Source organism: Saccharopolyspora sp. ASAGF58 (assembly GCF_012277335.1).
Lineage (GTDB): Bacteria > Actinomycetota > Actinomycetes > Mycobacteriales > Pseudonocardiaceae > Saccharopolyspora > Saccharopolyspora hattusasensis.
The window spans coordinates 7,672,560-7,690,608 of sequence record NZ_CP040605.1 but is presented as its reverse complement, the minus strand read 5'-3'; the positions used below and the strand labels follow the sequence as shown (position 1 = coordinate 7,690,608).

The window sequence follows — 18,049 nt, the reverse complement described above, 5'->3', positions numbered from 1 at the left end:
TCACCTCCCGGGTCTGCCGATCGCTGGGAATTTCCGGGGTGGAAACAATTCCGTAACCAGGCCGGTGAACTATTCCCATTCCGGCCCGGATTGTTTCCGGCAAGCTGTTCTCGAATCGCGTGGTGAGGTGCGGCGATGATGACGACCGAGGTCAGTGCGCTCGACTGGGCGTTCCTGTGCCTGGAGCGTGAAACCGCGCCGATGCACATCGGTGCGGTCGCGGTGTTCCGGCCGTCGGAACCGGCGGACCGGGTGCGGCTGCTGGCGCTGCTGGCCGAGCGGGCCCAGCGGATCGCGCGGCTGCGGCTGCGGCTCGGCCAGTCGTGGCTACCCGGCCAGGCCCGTTGGGCGGAAGCGCCGGAATTCGACGCGGCCGAGCAGGTGCGCAGCCACCAGGTGCCCTCGCCGGGCGGGCGGCAGGAATTGGCCGAGCTGGTCGCGGAGCTCATCGCGGACCCGCTGGACCGGCGCCGTCCGCTGTGGGAACTGCACCTGATCACCGGGCTGGACGGGGACCGGTTCGCGGTGCTGGTGAAGTTCCACCACGCCCTCGCCGATGGCCGGGAAGCTGTCGAGACGGGTTTGGGGCTGCTCGACGGCTTCACGCCCGAGGCGCCGGAACCGCTGCCCGATCTTGACGGCAGCCCGCTGGACCTGCTCCGCAAACCGCAGCAGCTGTTCGATGCGGTTCGCGGAACCCTGTCGAAGTCCGGTGAAACGCTCGGCATCGCCTCGTCGGTGGTGCGCAGCATGCGGCTGCCGATCCCGGATTCGCCGTTGCGCGCTTCCGCTTCCGCGGCGCGGCGGGTGGCGCTGATCCCGATCGGCCTCGCTGACCTGCGGCGGATCCGCGCCCGGCATGGCGGCACCACCAACGACGTCGTGCTCGCGGTGCTCGCCGGGGCGTTCCGCCGGTGGCTGGCCGCGCGCGGGCACCCGGCCGACAAGCTGCCGCTGCGGGCGCTGATCCCGGTCAGCCGTCGTCGCGGCGAAAACGCGCGAGGGAACAACCAGCTGTCCGGCTACCTGTGCGATCTGCCGGTGGGGGAGCCGGACCCGGTGGCGCGGCTGCAGGCGATCCGGGCCGCGATGGGTCGCAACAAGAGCGCGGGTCCGCTGCGCGGGCCGGGAGCGTTCCCGGTGCTTGCCGGGCGGGTCCCGCAGATCGTGCACCAGGTGGCCGCGCCGCTGGCCGGGCAAGGTGCCGCGCTGCTGTTCGACACCGTGATCACCAACGTGCCGCTGCCGGGTTGCCGGGCCGCCCTGGGAGGGGCGGAGTTGGCGGAGCTGTACCCGGTGGCCCCGCTGGTGGCCGGGCACGCGCTGGCGATCGCGGTCTCGCAGTACCGCGACACCGTGCACGTGGGCGTGCACGCCAATCGCGCGGCGTTGCCGGACCTGGAGAAGCTCGGCGAAGCGCTGCCGTTCGCGGTGGCCGAACTCGACGACCGGTCGTGAACCGGGCACTACGTCGATCGGGCAACACGGCCGCGCTTTCGCTGGTTTTATGGGGGGCATGGATCTTGTGGTGCGGACCGAACAGGGCGCGGTGCGGGGAACCGCGAACGAAGACTTGAGCATTTTCAGGGGGATTCCGTACGCGGCACCGCTGGACGGGGCGCGTCGGTTCCAGGCGCCTGTTGCCCCGCAGCGGTGGGAAGGGGTGCGGGACGCGTTGGAGTTCAGCGCGTCGGTGCCGCAACCGGCGGTGATCCCCGGGTTCCCATCGCCGTGGAACCCCGGTGACAGCACCGACTGCCTGAGCGTCAACGTGTGGACCCCGGATCGCGGCGGCGGCCTGCCGGTCATGGTCTGGTTCCACGGCGGGGCCTATCTGGGCGGTACGGCCGCCGACTACGATCCGGCGTTGTTCGCGCAGGCCGGGGTCGTCGCGGTGACGGTGAACTACCGGGTCGGTTATGAGGGCTTCGGTTGGGTTGCCGACGCGCCGTCCAACCGCGGCATCCTGGACCAGCTCGCGGCGTTGCGCTGGGTGCGCGACAACATCGCCGCGTTCGGCGGCAACCCGGGCAATGTGACGATCTTCGGCGAGTCCGCGGGCGCGACCTCGGTGGCCACGCTGATCGGGGGAGCGGCCCGGAGCGGGTTGTTCCGCCGCGCGATCGCGCAGAGCGTCGGCTCGCTGTACTGCGCCGAGGACGAGGCGCGCAAGCTCAGCGAGCTCATCGTCGGTCCGCTCGGTGTCCCGGCCACCGCCGAGGAGCTGGCGGCGGTGCCGTCGGAGGCGATCCACGCGGCGCAGCTGCCCGTGATGGCGGAGCAGAACGAGAACCGCGCGGACTGGACGAATTCCACGCCGTACGCGGTGATCCTCGACGGGGAGGTGCTCGACGACCTGCCGTGGGTCGCGCTGCGCGCCGGCGCGGGCCGCGACGTGGATCTGATCAGCGGATACACCGCCGACGAAGCCCGAATGTTCACAGTGGACCTTCCCGCGGAGGTCAAGGACCCGGTGCTGATGGCGCAGCGACTGCGGCTGGATCCGTCGGTGGTGGGCCGGTACCGCGCCGGGTATCCGGGGATCGAGGATGCCGAGCTGTTCTCGCTGATGCTCAGCGATCAGCTGTTCCGGATGCCGTCGCTGTGGAGCGCTGAAGCGCACGCCGCGGCTGGCGGCCGCAGCTACGCCTACGAGTTCGCCTGGTCGAGCCCGGTGCGCGGCGGTGCGTTCGGCGCGCACCACGGGCTGGACGTGCCGTTCACCTTCGGAATCGTTGCGGATGAGCTCGGCAAGTCGATGTTCGGCGGCGAGATCCCGCCGAGCTTCGAGCAGCTGTCCGGCCAGCTGCGCAAGGCGTGGGTTTCGTTCGCGGCGACCGGTGACCCGGGGTGGCCTGCCTACACCGTCGCCGACCGCTCGGCCCGGGTGTGGAACGTGCCGTCGACCGTGGTGGCCGATCCGATCAAGGTATCCCGGGAGATCTGGCAACACGGCTTCCAGGCGTGAGACCCGTGAGCGCTTTTGCGCTGATAGCGGCTGTTCGGGATGTGGTGCGGGTTGTGCAGCGATGGCGGGTACGTCGTTGCTGCCGCCGGGCGGCGCTCGCGTTGGGCGGATGAGGTGAACGGACCGTTTGTCCCGTCTATTGGTGTACCGGCATTGCCACTCACGACCGGACGGGCCCTCGTCGTGAGTGATGGTTCCGGTAAGAGCCGGCATCATCACTCACGACCGGACCGACACCCATCGTGAGTGATGGTTCCGGTAAGAGCCGGCATCATCACTCACGACCGGACCGACACCCATCGTGAGTGGCAATGCTCCGTTCCAAAAAACACCCGGGTGGTTGCGAGATACAGCGCCCGCCACCGACGACGCCCACCACGGCACGCCATGAACTGCCCTTCGGCACGCCGTTCTCCGCTCCTCAGTTCCTGACTCTGGACAAGCCAGAAACCTAGACGGAGCAACGGCGTGCCCCCGTCTCCGGACCCAAGAACCCAGCTCAAAGTTCTTGAACTTCTCCAGCGGCTCCAGCCCGGCCGCCTTCCCGGACGCGGTCGCCTGCGGCGCCGCCGGTTTCCGCAGCGTCAACGACTACGCCCTGAAACACCTCACCGGCAACGACCTGCCCCGCACCGGTGTGATCACGATGGACTTCCCGGGGCGGCGAACTGGTGAACGCCATCATCGCGAAGAACGGGCACTGAGCTCCGACACCGGAGCGGGGCGCGGCCGACGCGGTGCCAGGCACGGCGGAGAATGCACTCGCGGGGTGGAGCTCGTATCGATTCGCCGTGACTGCGAGGTGGGTGCGAAGTGGGGAGCTGGATCGACGTGGCCGACGGCGTGCTCGTGCGCCGCTACGACGAGCTGGACCTCTCGGTCGGCCTCGTCGTGGGAAGCGCACGCTGCTTGGTCATCGACACGGGTGGGGACGCCGGGCAGGGCGCCGAGCTCGCCGCGGCGGTCCGCGAGGTCACGCCGCTGCCCTGGTCGGTGGTCCTGACCCACGCGCACTTCGACCACAGCTTCGGCACCGAGGCGTTCACCCCGTGCCCGGTCTGGGCGCACGACAGGTGCCGCACCCGACTCGTGGCCGCGGGGGAGGGTCAGCGCGAGAAGTGGGCGCGGCACTACCGCGAGCGGGGTGAGCACGAGATCGCCGACCGCATCAACGCCGTGCGGATCGCGCTGCCCGACAACCTGGTCGATGACCGGGCGGTGGTCGACCTCGGCGGGCGTGACGTGGCGCTGCTCCACTTCGGACCGGCGCACACCGACCACGACCTGGTCGTGCACGTGCCGGACGCGGGTGTCGTGTTCGCGGGCGATTTGGTCGAGCACGGTGCACCACCGCAGTTCGGTGACGCATACCCGCAGGAGTGGCCGGCCGCGCTGGACGCCATCCTCGCGCTGGACGCGCCGATCGTGCTGCCCGGGCATGGCGAACCGGTGGACCGCGAGTTCGTGCGGTGCCAGCGCGCCGAGCTGGCGGCCGTGGCCGAGCTGTGCCGGGCGGTGGCGGCGGGGACGCTCACTGCGGAGCAGGCGGTGGCGCGCTCACCTTTCCCCGAGCCGTTCACCGAAGAAACGTAGTGCGGAGGCCCCCGGATTTATCCGTGGGGAGGAAGCACGTCAAGCCGTGATTAACGCGTCCAGCGGTAGCCATCCCAACAGATGATTACTGGTGTCGGCCCGCTGTGTAAAATGATCAGTGTGAGGACGGCGTACAAGGTTCGGGCCTATCCCGGCCCCGAACAGGCGGCCCAGCTGGGCCGCACGTTCGGGTGCGTACGCCTCGTGTGGAACAAGACCCTCGCCGAACGCCACCGCTCCTACCACGCAACCGGCAAAAAGACCTCCTACAAGGAGACCGACGCCGCGCTGACCGCGTGGAAGAAGACCGAAGAACTGGCGTTTCTGTCCGAGGTGTCGTCGGTGCCGTTGCAGCAGACGTTGCGGCACCAGCACACCGCCTACGCGAACTTCTTCGCTGGACGTGCTCGCTACCCGCGCTTCAAGTCGCGTAACGGACGTCGGTCGGCGCACTACACGCGCAGCGCGTTTAGCCTGCGCGATGGAAAGCTGAAGCTGGCCAAGCACAACGCGCCGCTTGAGTATGTGTGGTCCTGGGGTGCAGAGGTTCTTCGGTCTCTGAATCCGACTATGGTGATCGTTTCCCGCGAGTCTGACGGCCGCTGGTACGTGACCTTCGCCGTGGACACCGACGAGCCCGAACACGCCCCGGCTACCGGCCGCGCGGTCGGCGTTGACCTGGGTGTGAAGGACTTCGCTGTCCTGTCCACCGGGGAGAAGATCCCCAACGCTGGGCACGTGGACCGTAGGGCCCGCAACCTTGCCCGTTATCAACGTCAGATGGCCCGCAAGCAGCGCGGTTCAGCGAACTGCCGCAAGGCTAAAGCCAAGGTTGCCCGGGCGCACCGCAAGGTGCGGCACGCGCGGCAGGACTTCCTGCACCGCACCTCAACGGACCTGGTTCGTAACAATGACCTGGTCGCGGTCGAAGACCTCGCGGTGAAGAACATGGTCCGCAACCGAAAACTGGCCAAGGCGATCTCCGATTGCGGGTGGAGCGAGTTCCGGCGCCAGCTCGAATACAAAGCCGAGCGAGCGGGAAAGATCGTCGTTGTCGTTGACCGCTGGTATCCGAGCTCAAAGACCTGCTCGAACTGCGGGCACCTGCTGAAGAACCTGAAACTGTCGGTGCGGCACTGGAGGTGCCCCGACTGCGGCACTCGGCACGACCGGGACCACAACGCCGCGAAGAACATCCTTGCCGCTGGTCGAGCGGTAGCCGGGTGGAAATCCGGCGATGCCTGTGGAGCTGGTGTAAGCCGGGGCGAGCTTGCTCGCGCGCAGTCGGCTACGAAGCAGGAAACCCAACCTGTGAAGGTTGGACTCCCCCGCCTTTAGGCGTGGCGAGGAAGTCAATCTGGATGCCCTCGCGCGCTGACCTGCGGTTGGGCCCGCCGCAGGCGGCGGCCGGGGCGGCGTCCGTGTTGGTCAACGTGGGTGGACTGCGGCGGACAGAGGAGGACGGCATGTCGGGCACGGCGGAGAAGGCGCTTGCGGCGCTGCGAGCGGAACTTCCCGGGCCGGTGCTGCTGACCGACCCCGACTCCGTCGCCCGGTTCGCGCACGACGAGGCCGAGTGAGCCCCGTACGGCAAGTCGCTGGCCGTGGTGCGCGCGACCAGTACCGATGACGTGGTCGCGGTGGTGCGGGTCTGCGCTGGGAACGCCCTCGATCCCACCGGGATCTTCAACCCCGGCAAGGTCTTCGGCGATCCACCGGACAGCTGAGCGTCAGGCAAACCGTTCGACGATGTCAGTGAATTCGTAGTCGTCCTGGCTGAGCCCAAAGCACTCGCGGGCCAGTGGCGAAGGTCAACTCTTCGCCAGTTCCAGCGCCGCCGTCTCGACGGTGTCCTCGTCGAGCAGGACGTGGTTGGCCGCCGCGCCCAGCGGGATGAAGCTGTCCTCGCTGGTGACGCGGCCGATCTGGCCGCGGAACCCGCCGTCGACCAGCGCCGTCACCACCGGCTCGGAAACGCCGCCGCTGCGGCGGGTTTCGTCGACCACCAGCACCCGCCCGGTCGCGCGCGCCGACGCGAGCAGGTCCTCGACCGGCAGCGGCGCCAACCAGCGCAGGTCCAGCACCCGGGCCCCGATGCCGCGCTCCTGAAGCCGCTTCGCGACCCGCAGGCTCATCGGCACCCCGTTGCCGAAGCTGATCAGCGTCAGATCTTCTCCGTCGCCGTACTCCCGGGCGCGGCCGATCGGCACGTGGTGCTCGCCCGGTACCGGGTACGGCGCCAGCCACTCGCCGTCGCTGGATTCGTGCAGGTCACGCATGTGGTACAGCGCGATCGGCTCCAGGAACACGCACAGCCGGCCGTCTTCGTGCGCGGCCGCGACGCAGGTGCGCATCATCGCGGCGGCGTCGTCCGGCCGGGAAGGCGACGCGACCACAACGCCCGGCAGGTCGCGCAGCGCGGCGACGCTGTTGTCGTTGTGGAAATGGCCGCCGAAGCCCTTCTGGTAGCCGTAACCCGCGATGCGCACCACCATCGGGTTCCGGTACTGGCCGTTGGAGAAGAAGCTCAGCGTGCTGCCTTCGCCACGCAGCTGGTCGGCCGCGTTGTGCACGTAGGCGAGGTACTGGATCTCGGGGATCGGCAGCAGCCCGGCGAGCCCCGCGCCGAGCGCCGTGCCCAGGATGCTCTGCTCGTCCAGCAGCGTGTCGAACACCTTGGTGCCGCCGAACTTCTTGCGCAGTCCGCGCGTCACCCCGTACACCCCGCCCTTGCGGGCGACGTCCTCGCCGAAGACCACGACGCGCGGATCGCGGGCCAGCTCTTCGGCCAGCGAACGGTTGATCGCCTGCGCCAGGGTCAGCGGCCCCTCGGACTCCGGGAGCTGATCACCGAAGAACTCCGAGCGCCGCGACGAAACCTCACCCGCCCGGCGCGCGACGACGTCCGGCCGGTCCTGGCAGATCGAGGCCATCACCTCGGCAGCGCTGCCCAGCTTCCGGCGGCCGAGCGCCTCCTCGGCGATACGCGCGACCTCGGCCCGCTTATCCTCGTAGCGCGCGAGCACCTCATCGGGGCGCAGAATCCCGTTGTCCACCAGTGCTTTTGCGGTGGCGCGCAGCGGATCGCGCTGGTAGTCAGCGGTGATCTCGGTGCGCGACCGGTAACCGGACTCCACGTCCGACCCGGCGTGCCCCATCAACCGCACCGTCCGCAGGTGCAGGAACGCCGGGGCGCGGTGCTCGCGGACCCAGTCCGCGGCCTCCCGCGCGACCGCCAGGCAGCGCACCGGGTCGTCGCCGTCGACCTTGAAGTACCGCAGGCCGTTGCGGTCGCCGTAGGTGGATTCGATCCAGCCCTGCGGCGTGCGCACGCTGATCCCGATGCCGTTGTCCTCGCACACCAGCAGCAGCGGCATCGGCAGGCCCTGGAAGGCGCAGTGCAGCGCGGAGTTGATCGCGCCGGTCGCGGTGGAGTGGTTCGCCGAGGCGTCGCCGAAGCTGCACACCACGACGGAATCTGCCGGCCAGGCGGCCGGGACGCCGAGCTTGGCGGCCCGGCCGAGCGAGAAAGCCAGGCCCACCGCGCGCGGCAGGTGCGAGGCGATGGTCGAGGTCTGCGGGATCACGGACAGCTCGGCGTTGCCGAATACCTTGTGCCGACCGGCGGAGATCGGCTCATCGGACGAGGCGACGATGCCCAGCAGCACGTCGCGCAGCGGGTGCTGGCCCGGCACCTGCCGGCCGCGGCGGACGTAGAAGCCGCCGGAGCGGTAGTGCAGCAGCGCCGGGTCCGTGGGCCGCAGCGCGGCGGCGACCGCCGCGTTGGACTCGTGCCCGGACGAGCCGATGCTGTAGAAGCCCTTGCCCTGCGAGCCCAGTTGCCGCGCCTGGAAGTCCAGGTGCCTGCTGCCGGCCTGCGAGTCGAACAGCGCCAGCAGTTCGTCGTCCTGCCCCGACCCGGTCGACGGCCGGGCGGACCAACCGGCCACGGCGGTCCGGAAGAACTCGTCAACGGGTTCGGTCTTGTCGCTCATAGGTCCTCCGTATGGCGAGCGGTTGTGAGTCTGCAACAGGGCTCGGTGCCGTGAGCCCTTCGGGCCGCTACAGCGATTCGCAAGACTCACGGCACCCACTACGCGCCCGGTACCGCGTGCCAGTCGTTGGCCACCTGGGCGCACGACTTGGCCAGGCATTCCAGCGCGATCGGCAGCAGCGGGTTCGTGTTCTGCTTGCGGTACAAGGCCTTCACCCGGCGGTGCGGCTGCCAGCCGGCGATCCGGGAGATGCGCACGTGGTCGTCGGGGATCGCCAGCCCGGGCAGCACCGCCACGCCGAGGTCGCGGGCCACCAGGTCCCGGATCACCGAGTAGTCGTTGCTGCGGAAGGTGATCCGCGGCACGAATCCGGCCGCGGCGGCCAGCAGCACCAGCGCCCGCGCCCCCGCGGTGTCTGGCCGGGTGCAGATCCAGGCGTCCCCGGCGAGCTCGCGCAAGTCCACCTCCGCGGCCCCGGCCAGCCGGTGCGCCTCGGGCAGCGCCAGCCGCAGCGGCTCGGCCATCAGCTCTTCCACGCACAGCTCGATCGGCCACTGCCGCGGATCGAGGTCGTACTCGAAGACCACGGCCGCGTCCAGGACGCCGTCCAGCACGTCGCCGAGCACCTCGTCCGGCTCGCCCTCGTCGAGTTGCACCTCGGCGCTCGGCCGTTGGGAGACCACGGCGGCGAGCACGTCCGGCAGCACGCGAGCGTTGGCGGTGGCGAAGCTGGCCAGCCGCAGGCTGCCTTCCTCCCCGGCGACCATCGCCCGGACCTCGCGCTCCAGCGCGTCGAGCGCACCGAGCGCGTCGCGGCTGCGGTCGGCGAGCCGGATCGCCAGCGCGGTGCTGCGGGCGCTGCGCGCGGAACGCTCGAACAGCGGCGCGCCGACCGCGCGTTCCAGCAGCGCCATTTGTTGCGACACCGCCGATGCCGTGTAGCCGAGCACCCGCCCGGCCTCGGCGAACGAGCCGGTGCGAACGCATTCCTGCAGGGTTCTCAAGTGGATCGGGTTGAGCACGCCTGACCCCCTCTGCTCTCGTCTTCCAAGCCGCGCACCCGGGGCCGGCTCGCCCCGAGTGCCGGCAGCGCCGCGCGATGCGAGTTCAACGCAGTCCGCACGCGGTCGCGGCTCTGGGCAATCGACCCCGCAGCCGCATCGCAGTCCGCACGCGTTCCTTGGCCAGGTCCAGCGCCGCCTGGTGCGGTAGTACGCCACCGGCCTGCGCGGTGTCCAGGACCAGCACGGTGTTGCTGCGGGTGCGTTCCGCCACCGTCCGCAGGATCGCCGCCGGTTCCGGCCGGAACGCGGAATGCCGCGCGTCCATGGCGAAACCGGCTGCGATGGCACCGCCGGCGTTGGCGATGAAGTCCGGCACGATGGTGATCTCCCGGCCCGCCAGCAGGTGGCGGGCGTTGGGCGTGGTCGGCAGGTTCGCCCCCTCCACGATCAACCCGGCCCGGATCTCCGCGGCGACGGATTCGTCGATGACGTCCTGCCCGGCGGCCGGGATCAGCACGTCGCAGTCCACCTGAAGCTCCTCGCCGCGCGGGATCCGGTGCCGCGCCGAGGCCTTGGCCACGCACGCGTCGCCGAACTCGGCGCGGGCGTCCAGCCACTGCGGCACGTCGAGCCCCGCCGGGTCGTGCACCGAGCCGTCGATCGTGGACAGCGCGACCAGCTGGGCGCCGAGCTCGTGCAGCCGCTTCGCTGCGGCGGCCCCGACGGCGCCGAAGCCCTGCAACGCCACCCGCGCCCCGGCCACGCCGCGGCCCCGGTGGGCCAGCGCCGCGTCCACGGCCTCGGCGACGCCGTGACCGGTCACGCCCAACTGGTCGTAGGGCACGCCGCCCAGCGATTCGGGGACGCCGACCGCCGCGCCGCGGTCGCCGAGCTCGTCCTGGATGATCGCCGCGTCGTGCTCGGTCATCCCCATGTCCAGCCCCGCGACGTAGCTGGCCGGGATCTGGTCGGCCAGCCGCCGCGCGAAGGCCCGCACGATCCGCTCCTTGTCCGGCGCGTCCGGGTCGGCGAAGATGCCCGCCTTCGCGCCGCCGTGGAACAGGTCGACCGCGGCCCACTTCCAGGTCATCACGCGGGCCAGCCGGGCGATCTCGCCGACGGTGACGGTCGGGCTCATCCGGGTGCCGCCCTTGCCGGTGCCGCGGGCGGTGTTGTCGATGACCAGCACGCCCCGCATGCCGGTGCGCGCGTCCGAGACGCACACCACCTTCTCCGGGCCCCATTCGTCGATCTCCTGCAACAGATCACGCACGGTTCGCGCTCCTTCGCCGGCTGCGCCGAGCACAGTCCGGATATCGGGGGATTTCGCTCGTGTCTCACGAAGTTCTTCGTCCTCGAAGCGGCCGGGCCGCACTGCGTGTCGGGGGAACCGCTCGAAAGGGCCGCGGATGAGCCCGGGTTCCGCCTTTCAGACGCAGTTGTGCTCGGGCCGGACCCCGGTGCCGGCGAAACGGCGGACGTCGAGGCCGGTGACGTCGACGACCGGCGGTCGGCCGAGCACGAGGTCGCGCATGACTTCGCCGATGGCCGGTCCCTGCAGGAAGCCGTGGCCGGAGAAGCCGGTGGCGTAGAGGAACCGGCTCGGTCTCGCCGCCTCCCCGACCAGGGCGTTGTGGTCGGGCGTGACCTCGTAGAGCCCGGCCCAGCCGTTCGCGACGCCGATGTCGGCCAGCCGCGGTGCGCGCCGCGCCACGGTGTCGGCGAGCCTCCCGAGCCAGCGGTCGTCGGTGTTGAGCCGGAACCCGTACTCCTCGTCGGGGTCGGACATGCCGATGAGCAGACCCGGTCCTTCGTCGTGGAAGTAGAAGCTGGTGCTGAAGTCGATGGTGAACGGCAGCCGGGGCCGCAGGTCCGGCACGGGCTCGGTGACCAGGATCTGCCGCCGCAGCGGCCGGACCGGCAGCTCGACGCCGGCGAACTCGCCGACCGACGCCGACCACGCGCCCGCCGCGCAGACCACGGTCGACGTTTCGACGGAACCGAAATGGGTGTGCACCGCGGTGATCTCACCGCCGGTGACCTCGATGCCGGTCACTGGGCAGTGCCGCCGCAGCAGGGCGCCGTGCTGCCGGGCAGCCTGCGCGTAACCCTGCACCACCGCCTCCGGGGTGCAGTGCCCGTCGGTGGGGGAGAAGGCGGCCGCCAGCAGCCCGTCCGGCACCACGTACGGCGAGAGCTCGCAGGCCTCGGCGACGGTCAGCATCCGGCTCGGCACGCCGAACCCGTTCTGCAGCCGCACGCTCTGCTCGAACGTCGCGACGTCGTCGGGATCCGACAGCAGGAACAGGTAGCCGAACTGCTTGAGGTCGATCTCGCCGCCGGGCCGCCGCGCGAAGTCCTCGAACGCGTTCAGACTGCGCTGCCCGAGCTCGATGTTGACCGGGTCGGAGAACTGCGCGCGCACCCCGCCGGCGGCCTTGCTCGTGCTGCCTTCGCCGAGCTCGTCGCGCTCCAGCAGCAGCACGTCCACGCCAGCTTCGGCGAGGTGAAAGGCGGTGCTGACGCCCATCACGCCGCCGCCGATCACGACGACCTCGGCCCGGCCCGGCAGCATCACCGGGCACCGCCGAGTTCCGGGGGCAGCCGGAAGTCCAGCTCCGGCTCGACGGTGTCGACGTCCATCTGGGCCTTCTGCAGCTTGCCGGAGAAGTCCCAGTTCAACGACTGCCAGCGGGTGAACTGGTCGAGCACCCAGATGCCGGACTGGCGGCTGCCGTTGCCGGACTTGCCGTTTCCGCCGAAGGGCAGGTGCGCCTCCGCGCCGGAGGTCGAGTTGTTCACGCTGACCATGCCCGCCCCGATGCCCTGCCGGAACCGGAACGCGGTGGCCGGGTCGGTGGTGTAGATCGCCGCGGACAACCCGTAGCCGGGGGCGTTGCCCAGCTCGATGGCCTCGTCCAGCGCGTCGTAGGTGGTGACGCCGACGATCGGGCCGAAGGTCTCGTTGCGGAACACGTGGTCGTCCGGCCGCAGCCCGTCCAGCAGCACCGGGTGGTAGTACAGCCCGGTCGAGGCATCGCCCTGGAAGCCCTTGCGCGGCGCGGAATCCCCGATCCGCCCGACCGACTCCGAACCCAGCACGGTGTGGTGCTCGGCGATGTTGCCCAGGATGTTCTCGAAGTTGTCCGCGAACTTCTGGTCCAGCAGCGGGCCGTAGAGCACGTCACCGGTCGGGTCGCCGATGGTGGCCGCGCGCAGCGCCGCGTCGAGCCGGCGCACGAACTCGTCGTGCACGTCGCGGTGCACGATCAGGTTGCCCAGCGAGGTGCAGCGCTGCCCGGCGGTACCCCACCCGGAGAACAGGGCGCCCTCCACTGCGAGGTCGAGCTCCGCGTCCGGGGCGACGACCATCGGGTTCTTGCCGCCCAGCTCAAGGCACGGGCTCTGCAGGTACCGGCCGCACAGCTCGCCGACCCGCGCGCCGACCGCGCTGGACCCGGTGAACCCGACCTTGTTGACGGTGCCCGCCGCCAGCGCGGACTCCAGTCCCTCGAAGGTCGTCTCGCCGTCGGTGTAGACGAGGTTGAGCACGCCCTTGGGCACCCCGGCGCGCCAGGCCAGCTCGGCCAGCGCCCGCGCCGCGCCCGCGGCGTACTCGGCGGGCTTCCACACCACGGCGTTGCCGCACAGCAGCGCGGGCACCATGTACCAGGACGGCACCGCGACCGGGAAGTTACCCGCGGTGATCACCACGGCGACGCCCACCGGCACGCGGAAGGTGAACAGCTGCTTGTCCGGCATCTCCGAGGGCACCGTCTGCCCGTAGAGCCTGCGGCCTTCGCCGAGGAAGAAGTCGCAGGTGTCGATGATCTCCTGCACCTCGCCGAGCGCTTCGGCGTAGGGCTTGCCGATCTCCCGGGTCACCAGCCGCGCCAGTGACTCCTTGTTCGCCTCGACCAACCGGCCCAGCCCGGCCACCACCCGCCCGCGCACCGGCGCGGGCACCTGCGCCCATTCGTGCTGCGCCCGCTGCGCCTGTTCGGTCGCGGCCGGCAGTGTCCCGGGTCCGCCGAGGGAGACCTCGGCGACGACGTCCTCCAGGTTCGCAGGGTTGCGCGAAAGGTACTCGCCTCCGCCGTCGACCCGGGCGGGTGCGTCCGGACCGATCACGGAGTTCAACGTCGACTGCACCGACATGCACCTCTTCCAGCTCGTTCGGGTACCAGTGCGCAGGTGTGCCGCGCGACACCTCCGCCGCCGGGATCACCGTAAGTCCCCGGAGGCACGTTCGCGGAGAATCAGAAGAGTGATTTCTGTTCCCCCTGAGCGACAGCACAGCTTGCGCTCGATCGGCTAGGGGATACACGTGCTTCTCCCCGCCTTCCGCGGCGACATGTGGATCGCTACCGCTGCGTGCTTCGCCCCCTTTCCCGGATGATCTCCATCGACGAACGTTCCCGCATCGCGTGAGCGCGAACCGTCGTCGCCAGCGGTGAGGCACTCGGTGCGAGATGAGACTGCTGAGACCGGAGGGTCGCTGTTCGGGACGGGCCGAACGGGATCTTCCGCCGCACGGTATCGAAACGGGAGGAGCAAACCGACCGGCGGATGCTGCGCGTGCCCGGACTGCCGCTGTGGCTGTTCCAGCTGTTCTGGCTGCCGGGAGCCTGGGCCGCGGTGCTGGTGTCGTTCCTCGCAGATCGACCGGTCCGGGCCGTTCCCCGGGCCGTTCCCCGGGCCGGACATGATCGGGCGGCCGGGCCTGGCGTGCTCCCGGAACCTGCGGATGATGGTGTTCAACGGGTGGGACATCATGGTCGCCAACCTGGCCCTGTTCGCGGTCCTGTTCATCGTCCTGATCCGACCCGGGCAGCTGATGGGTGGGGGACACCCTCGATCGGCACAGCCGCTTCTTCAGTCGGCACAGCCGCTCGAAGGTTTCCCTCACCAGGCCGAATTTCACCCGACGGGAGGCGAGTGATGGGGTTTGCGGAGCGGTTGCGGGCCGAGTTGGCGTTCGACGGCCTCCCCGGGCGGGCCGGGTTCGCGGCCTGGGACCTCGACGAACAGGAGCCCGTGCTGGTCGATGCGGAGCGGGTCGTGCACGCCGCCAGCACGATCAAGGTGCTGATCATGATCGCCGCGCTGCGCGCCGTGCAGGATGGGCGGATCGAGCTGGACGAATACGTCGAGTTGCCCGCCGAGCGGGTCGGCGGGTTCGGCATCCTGCGGGAACTTCCCAGCGTGACGCGGATTTCGCTGCGTGACCTGATCACGCTGATGATCGTGATCAGCGACAACGCCGCCACGAACGCGGTGATCGACGCGGTCGGTTTCGAGGCGATCCGGGACTGCGCCGCCGACTTGGGGTGCACGGCGACCCGTGTCGAGCGCCGGCTGATGGACCCCAACGCCCACGGCCGCAACGAGACCACCGCGCTGGACCAGGCGCGCGTGCTCGACGCGTTGGCCAGGGGAACGGCGCTGCCACCGGAGCTGACCGAGCACGCGCTGGAAGTCTTGTCCAAGCAGCAGGTTCGGGACCGGCTGCCCGCGCTGCTGCCGGACGGGGCGCAGTGCTGGAACAAGACCGGCGAGCTGCTCGGGCTGCGCCACGACGTGGGGCTGATCGGCGCCGACCGGCCGCGAGCGGTGGTCGCGGTGCTGGTCGACGAGCTCACCGACGAACGCTCCCGCACCGGCTACCGGGGAGGCCCCGCCTGCGACGTCATCGCAGCCCTGGGGGCAGCGGCATACCGCGCGCTGGCGTGACCTGGGCCGCGCGGGGCGGTTGACGACCGCAGGGCTCGTGCATTGCACCGTCGCGGGTCAGGACGCCGGTGGCGTCCGTGTAGATGATCTCGCCGGTCCGGTCGTCGCCTGTGCTCGGCCCATCCGACAAGATCTAAAATCACTCGAATGCGTGTTCTAAAACGGTCTCTGAAGTGCTAGAATATTGTTGTCGGGCAGGGAGATTGGGCGCATTCAGACCACTGTGGACTGTCGTTTCGATGGACGGTTCGCTGTGGCGTTGGATGCTGCCCTCGACTGCGGGAAGGGGTACTCGTGGACGGTGTGCAGATCAGTCTCGGTTCGTTCCTCGACTACATGCGCAGCACGCCGCGTGGTTGCGCGGGCATCGTTCGGGACCAGCGGGAGATCTACCTCGATGAGACGAGCATGGCGTGGGCGTTCTACGGGCCGTTCCGGCTGGCGCTGCGGCGGGCGGTGACCTCGCCGGACGCGGTGGAGATCGTCGCGGCGGCGGTGCGGCAGGCGCGTCCGGTGCAACAACCGCACTTCCGGCAGCTGCATGCGGGATTCGAGCGCTGGTGGGGGCGCGCCAAGGTCACCGGCCTCCCGACCGTCTCCACGCGTTGGGAGATCGGCGGGCTCGCGATCACGATCTCGGAGCGCAGCTCGCTGGCGTTGCGCCACCGGGGCGGTCGGACCGAGGTCGTGCTGCCGTACCTGAAGGAGCCGCAGCTGGGCACGGATTCCGCGAACCTCGCGCTGCGGGTCCTGGAGCGCGCGATGCCGGCCCTGTGGCCGGGTGCGACGCCGATGGTGCTCGACGTGCGTCGCGGCAAACCGTTGCGGCTGCGCAAGAACGCGAACCGGGTCGAGCTGGACGCGCTGCTGGCCGCCGAGGCGGCCAAGTACCTCGCGCACTGGACGGCCGTGGCCGGAGCGCCGGTCGCGTCGAGTGACGTGGCGTTCCGGCCGAGGCCGGTGTCGGAGAGTTCGCGGGCGGCAGGTATGTAGGAGTTGTGGGAGCTGTGTCAACCGCTCGCGGGTTGGGGCCCCTGTATTTTCGGGGGTCCCAACCGCGGTGATTTCCTGTTTCGGCGTGGTGAATGGGGTATTCACGCGAGCTGCAGCGGGACGAGGACGGTAGTTCTCGCGAGGACTGCTAACCGCGCCGCCGTGCAAATCCGCTCCCGGAACTGCCTTCGGTGTCAACTGCGGCGGGGCTGGCGGTGCATCAGGCCGAAGCGCGACCACTGGGTCTCGGCTGCCTCGATGGACCGACGGGTCCGCTCGGGATCCACAGTAGACAGCTGGGCGGCGATGGCTTGGGCGACCGCCAATCCCGGTGCGAGCGAGGGGAAAACGCCACGCCCTCGGCGGGGATCAGCACGACCTGTTCGGCTGCGGCGGCCAGCGCAGGACTGGCCGCGTCGGTGAGGGCGAAGACCCGGGCGCCGCGGTTGCTTGCCTCTTCGGCCGCCGTCACCGTGCTCTGGTAGAGCCGCCAGAAGCTGATCGCCACCAGCACGTCGCGGGGCTCGATCCGGGACACCGAGTTGGCCAGGTCGGCGTCGTCGCGCACCACCGTCGCGTCGTACCCGGCCAGCCGCACGTTGTGCCCGAGCGCCGAGCCGACCGCGACGTAGCTGCCGTTGGCGATGATCAGCACCCGCCGGGCCTGCGCGATAGCCTCGGCGATGGTCCGGATCTGCTGCTCGTCCAATCGTCGGTTCAGCACGGCCAGCGACTCCAGGTCGCGGCGCAGCGACGCGGCCCCCAACTCGCCCTCGGTGCGCTGCGCGGCGGCGACTTCGGGGGCGCTCAGCGAGGACAGGTAGCGCGCCCGCAGTTCCTGCTGCAGGTCCGACCAGCCGCTGAAGCCGAGGGCCTGCGCGGTCCGGCTCACCGTCGCGACGTTGACCCCGGCCAGCTCGGCGGCCTCGGCGGCGGAGCTGTAGGACGCCCGTCGAGGCTGCGTCAGCAGCACCTCCAGCACCGACGCGCCCTTGCTGCGCAGTCCGCGCTCGGGCACGCGCCCGCGCAGCCAGGTCTCGATCCGTCGGATTCCCGGCCGCGCTGCTGGTGGCGCTGTCGGTGGTCATAGCGTTCCTCTCGTAGGTCGATCGATGCGCGCCGATGCGCGCCGATACACCCTGTAACGAGCCTCAAACGCAACAGGTATTGCATATCTAGATAACTGCACTATATGTTGCCGGTCACTTCGTGCGTATCCGGTCGATCGAGCACGGCAACCTCATCGACGAGTCCAATGTGGCAGAGTTCCTGGAGCACGACGCGTTCCTGGTGCCGACCCTGGTGACCTATCGGGCTTTGAAGGCCGAGGCCCGCGAGTTCGGGTTGCCGGAGGACAGCTGGCGACGACGTGCTGGGGCCGGGTTGGCGGCGCTGGAGATGGGATGGCGCACCGCGCAGGCGTCAAGATCGTCTATGGCAGCGACCTGCTCGGCGGCATGCACCGCCACCAGAACGAGGAGTTCCGGATCCGCAGCGAGGTCCAGCAGCCGCTGTACATCATCCGCTGTACATCATCCGCTCGTCGACCAGCACCGCCGCCGACCTCCTCGGCATGACCGGCGAGATCGGCACGCTGCGGGTGGGTGCCCTGGCCGACCTCGTGGTCCTGGACGGCGACCCGCTGGCCGGCATCACCAACCTCGCCGACCCCGGGCACATCCGCCACGTCATCCAGCGGGGCGCCCTGGTGTGAGTCGTGATGACGATCCGTAGCTGAAGCCCGGCTCCGTCACCCGGGGTTG

14 protein-coding genes and 2 pseudogenes are annotated in these 18,049 nt (G+C 70.1%); 10 read left to right on the top strand and 6 right to left on the bottom strand.

Annotated elements, in window-relative coordinates; all coding sequences use genetic code 11:
• Positions 1-135: 135 nt before the first annotated feature.
• The 6 genes from FDZ84_RS36045 (at position 136) to FDZ84_RS40400 (ending at position 6,288) form a co-directional block, all read left to right on the top strand.
• Positions 136-1,458 carry a wax ester/triacylglycerol synthase family O-acyltransferase gene (locus tag FDZ84_RS36045; protein ID WP_168589474.1) on the top strand — a complete coding sequence of 441 codons (1,323 nt, stop codon included), beginning with the start codon at positions 136-138 and terminating at the stop codon, positions 1,456-1,458.
• A 70-nt stretch (positions 1,459-1,528) separates the two neighbouring features.
• On the top strand, positions 1,529-2,968 hold the full coding sequence (locus FDZ84_RS36040; RefSeq protein ID WP_246868671.1) for a carboxylesterase/lipase family protein: 1,440 nt from the start codon (positions 1,529-1,531) through the stop codon (positions 2,966-2,968).
• Between the two features lie 813 nt (positions 2,969-3,781).
• Positions 3,782-4,561 (top strand): MBL fold metallo-hydrolase, encoded by a 780-nt coding sequence (locus FDZ84_RS36035; protein WP_168589472.1) that lies wholly within the window; start codon positions 3,782-3,784, stop codon positions 4,559-4,561.
• Positions 4,562-4,672: 111 nt separating this feature from the next.
• Positions 4,673-5,899, top strand: coding sequence for an RNA-guided endonuclease TnpB family protein (locus FDZ84_RS36030; RefSeq protein WP_210435339.1), 1,227 nt, complete (start codon positions 4,673-4,675; stop codon positions 5,897-5,899).
• 23 nt (positions 5,900-5,922) lie between these two features.
• A complete protein-coding gene (locus FDZ84_RS38360; protein ID WP_210435338.1) occupies positions 5,923-6,141 on the top strand; it encodes a hypothetical protein in 219 nt (72 codons plus the stop codon).
• Positions 6,142-6,168: 27 nt separating this feature from the next.
• Positions 6,169-6,288 (top strand): FAD-binding oxidoreductase, encoded by a 120-nt coding sequence (locus FDZ84_RS40400; protein WP_210435337.1) that lies wholly within the window; start codon positions 6,169-6,171, stop codon positions 6,286-6,288.
• 84 nt (positions 6,289-6,372) lie between these two features.
• Here FDZ84_RS40400 and FDZ84_RS36020 read toward each other — a convergent pair whose 3' ends face one another.
• From FDZ84_RS36020 to FDZ84_RS36000, 5 genes are all read right to left on the bottom strand, one after another.
• Positions 6,373-8,556 (bottom strand): thiamine pyrophosphate-dependent enzyme, encoded by a 2,184-nt coding sequence (locus tag FDZ84_RS36020; RefSeq protein WP_168589470.1) that lies wholly within the window; start codon positions 8,554-8,556, stop codon positions 6,373-6,375.
• Between the two features lie 98 nt (positions 8,557-8,654).
• Complete coding sequence (locus tag FDZ84_RS36015; RefSeq protein ID WP_168589469.1) at positions 8,655-9,578, bottom strand: LysR family transcriptional regulator; 924 nt, start codon at positions 9,576-9,578, stop codon at positions 8,655-8,657.
• Between the two features lie 85 nt (positions 9,579-9,663).
• A complete protein-coding gene (locus FDZ84_RS36010) occupies positions 9,664-10,833 on the bottom strand; it encodes a Glu/Leu/Phe/Val dehydrogenase (RefSeq protein ID WP_168589468.1) in 1,170 nt (389 codons plus the stop codon).
• Positions 10,834-10,989: 156 nt separating this feature from the next.
• Complete coding sequence (locus FDZ84_RS36005) at positions 10,990-12,135, bottom strand: FAD-binding oxidoreductase (RefSeq protein ID WP_210435335.1); 1,146 nt, start codon at positions 12,133-12,135, stop codon at positions 10,990-10,992.
• The gene (locus FDZ84_RS36000) at positions 12,135-13,718 is read right to left on the bottom strand and encodes an aldehyde dehydrogenase family protein (protein ID WP_210435334.1); all 1,584 of its coding nucleotides are present in this window, start codon (positions 13,716-13,718) and stop codon (positions 12,135-12,137) included. Before FDZ84_RS36000 ends, FDZ84_RS36005 begins: the two co-directional genes overlap by 1 nt.
• Before the next feature lie 589 nt (positions 13,719-14,307).
• On the opposite strand from FDZ84_RS36000, the gene FDZ84_RS35995 reads away from it, so the two are divergent.
• The 3 genes from FDZ84_RS35995 (at position 14,308) to FDZ84_RS35985 (ending at position 16,286) form a co-directional block, all read left to right on the top strand.
• Positions 14,308-14,502, top strand: coding sequence for a hypothetical protein (locus FDZ84_RS35995; RefSeq protein ID WP_168589467.1), 195 nt, complete (start codon positions 14,308-14,310; stop codon positions 14,500-14,502).
• A complete protein-coding gene (locus FDZ84_RS35990) occupies positions 14,502-15,293 on the top strand; it encodes a serine hydrolase (RefSeq protein WP_246868670.1) in 792 nt (263 codons plus the stop codon). Before FDZ84_RS35995 ends, FDZ84_RS35990 begins: the two co-directional genes overlap by 1 nt.
• A gap of 294 nt (positions 15,294-15,587) precedes the next feature.
• Entirely contained in the window at positions 15,588-16,286 is a 699-nt protein-coding gene (locus tag FDZ84_RS35985; RefSeq protein ID WP_168589465.1) for a hypothetical protein, read from the top strand.
• A 194-nt stretch (positions 16,287-16,480) separates the two neighbouring features.
• Here FDZ84_RS35985 and FDZ84_RS35980 read toward each other — a convergent pair.
• Positions 16,481-17,337, bottom strand: a pseudogene (locus FDZ84_RS35980) (MurR/RpiR family transcriptional regulator).
• 164 nt (positions 17,338-17,501) lie between these two features.
• Here FDZ84_RS35980 and FDZ84_RS35975 point away from each other — a divergent pair.
• A pseudogene (locus FDZ84_RS35975) lies at positions 17,502-18,000 on the top strand (amidohydrolase family protein); the annotation flags it as partial.
• Positions 18,001-18,049: the final 49 nt, after the last annotated feature.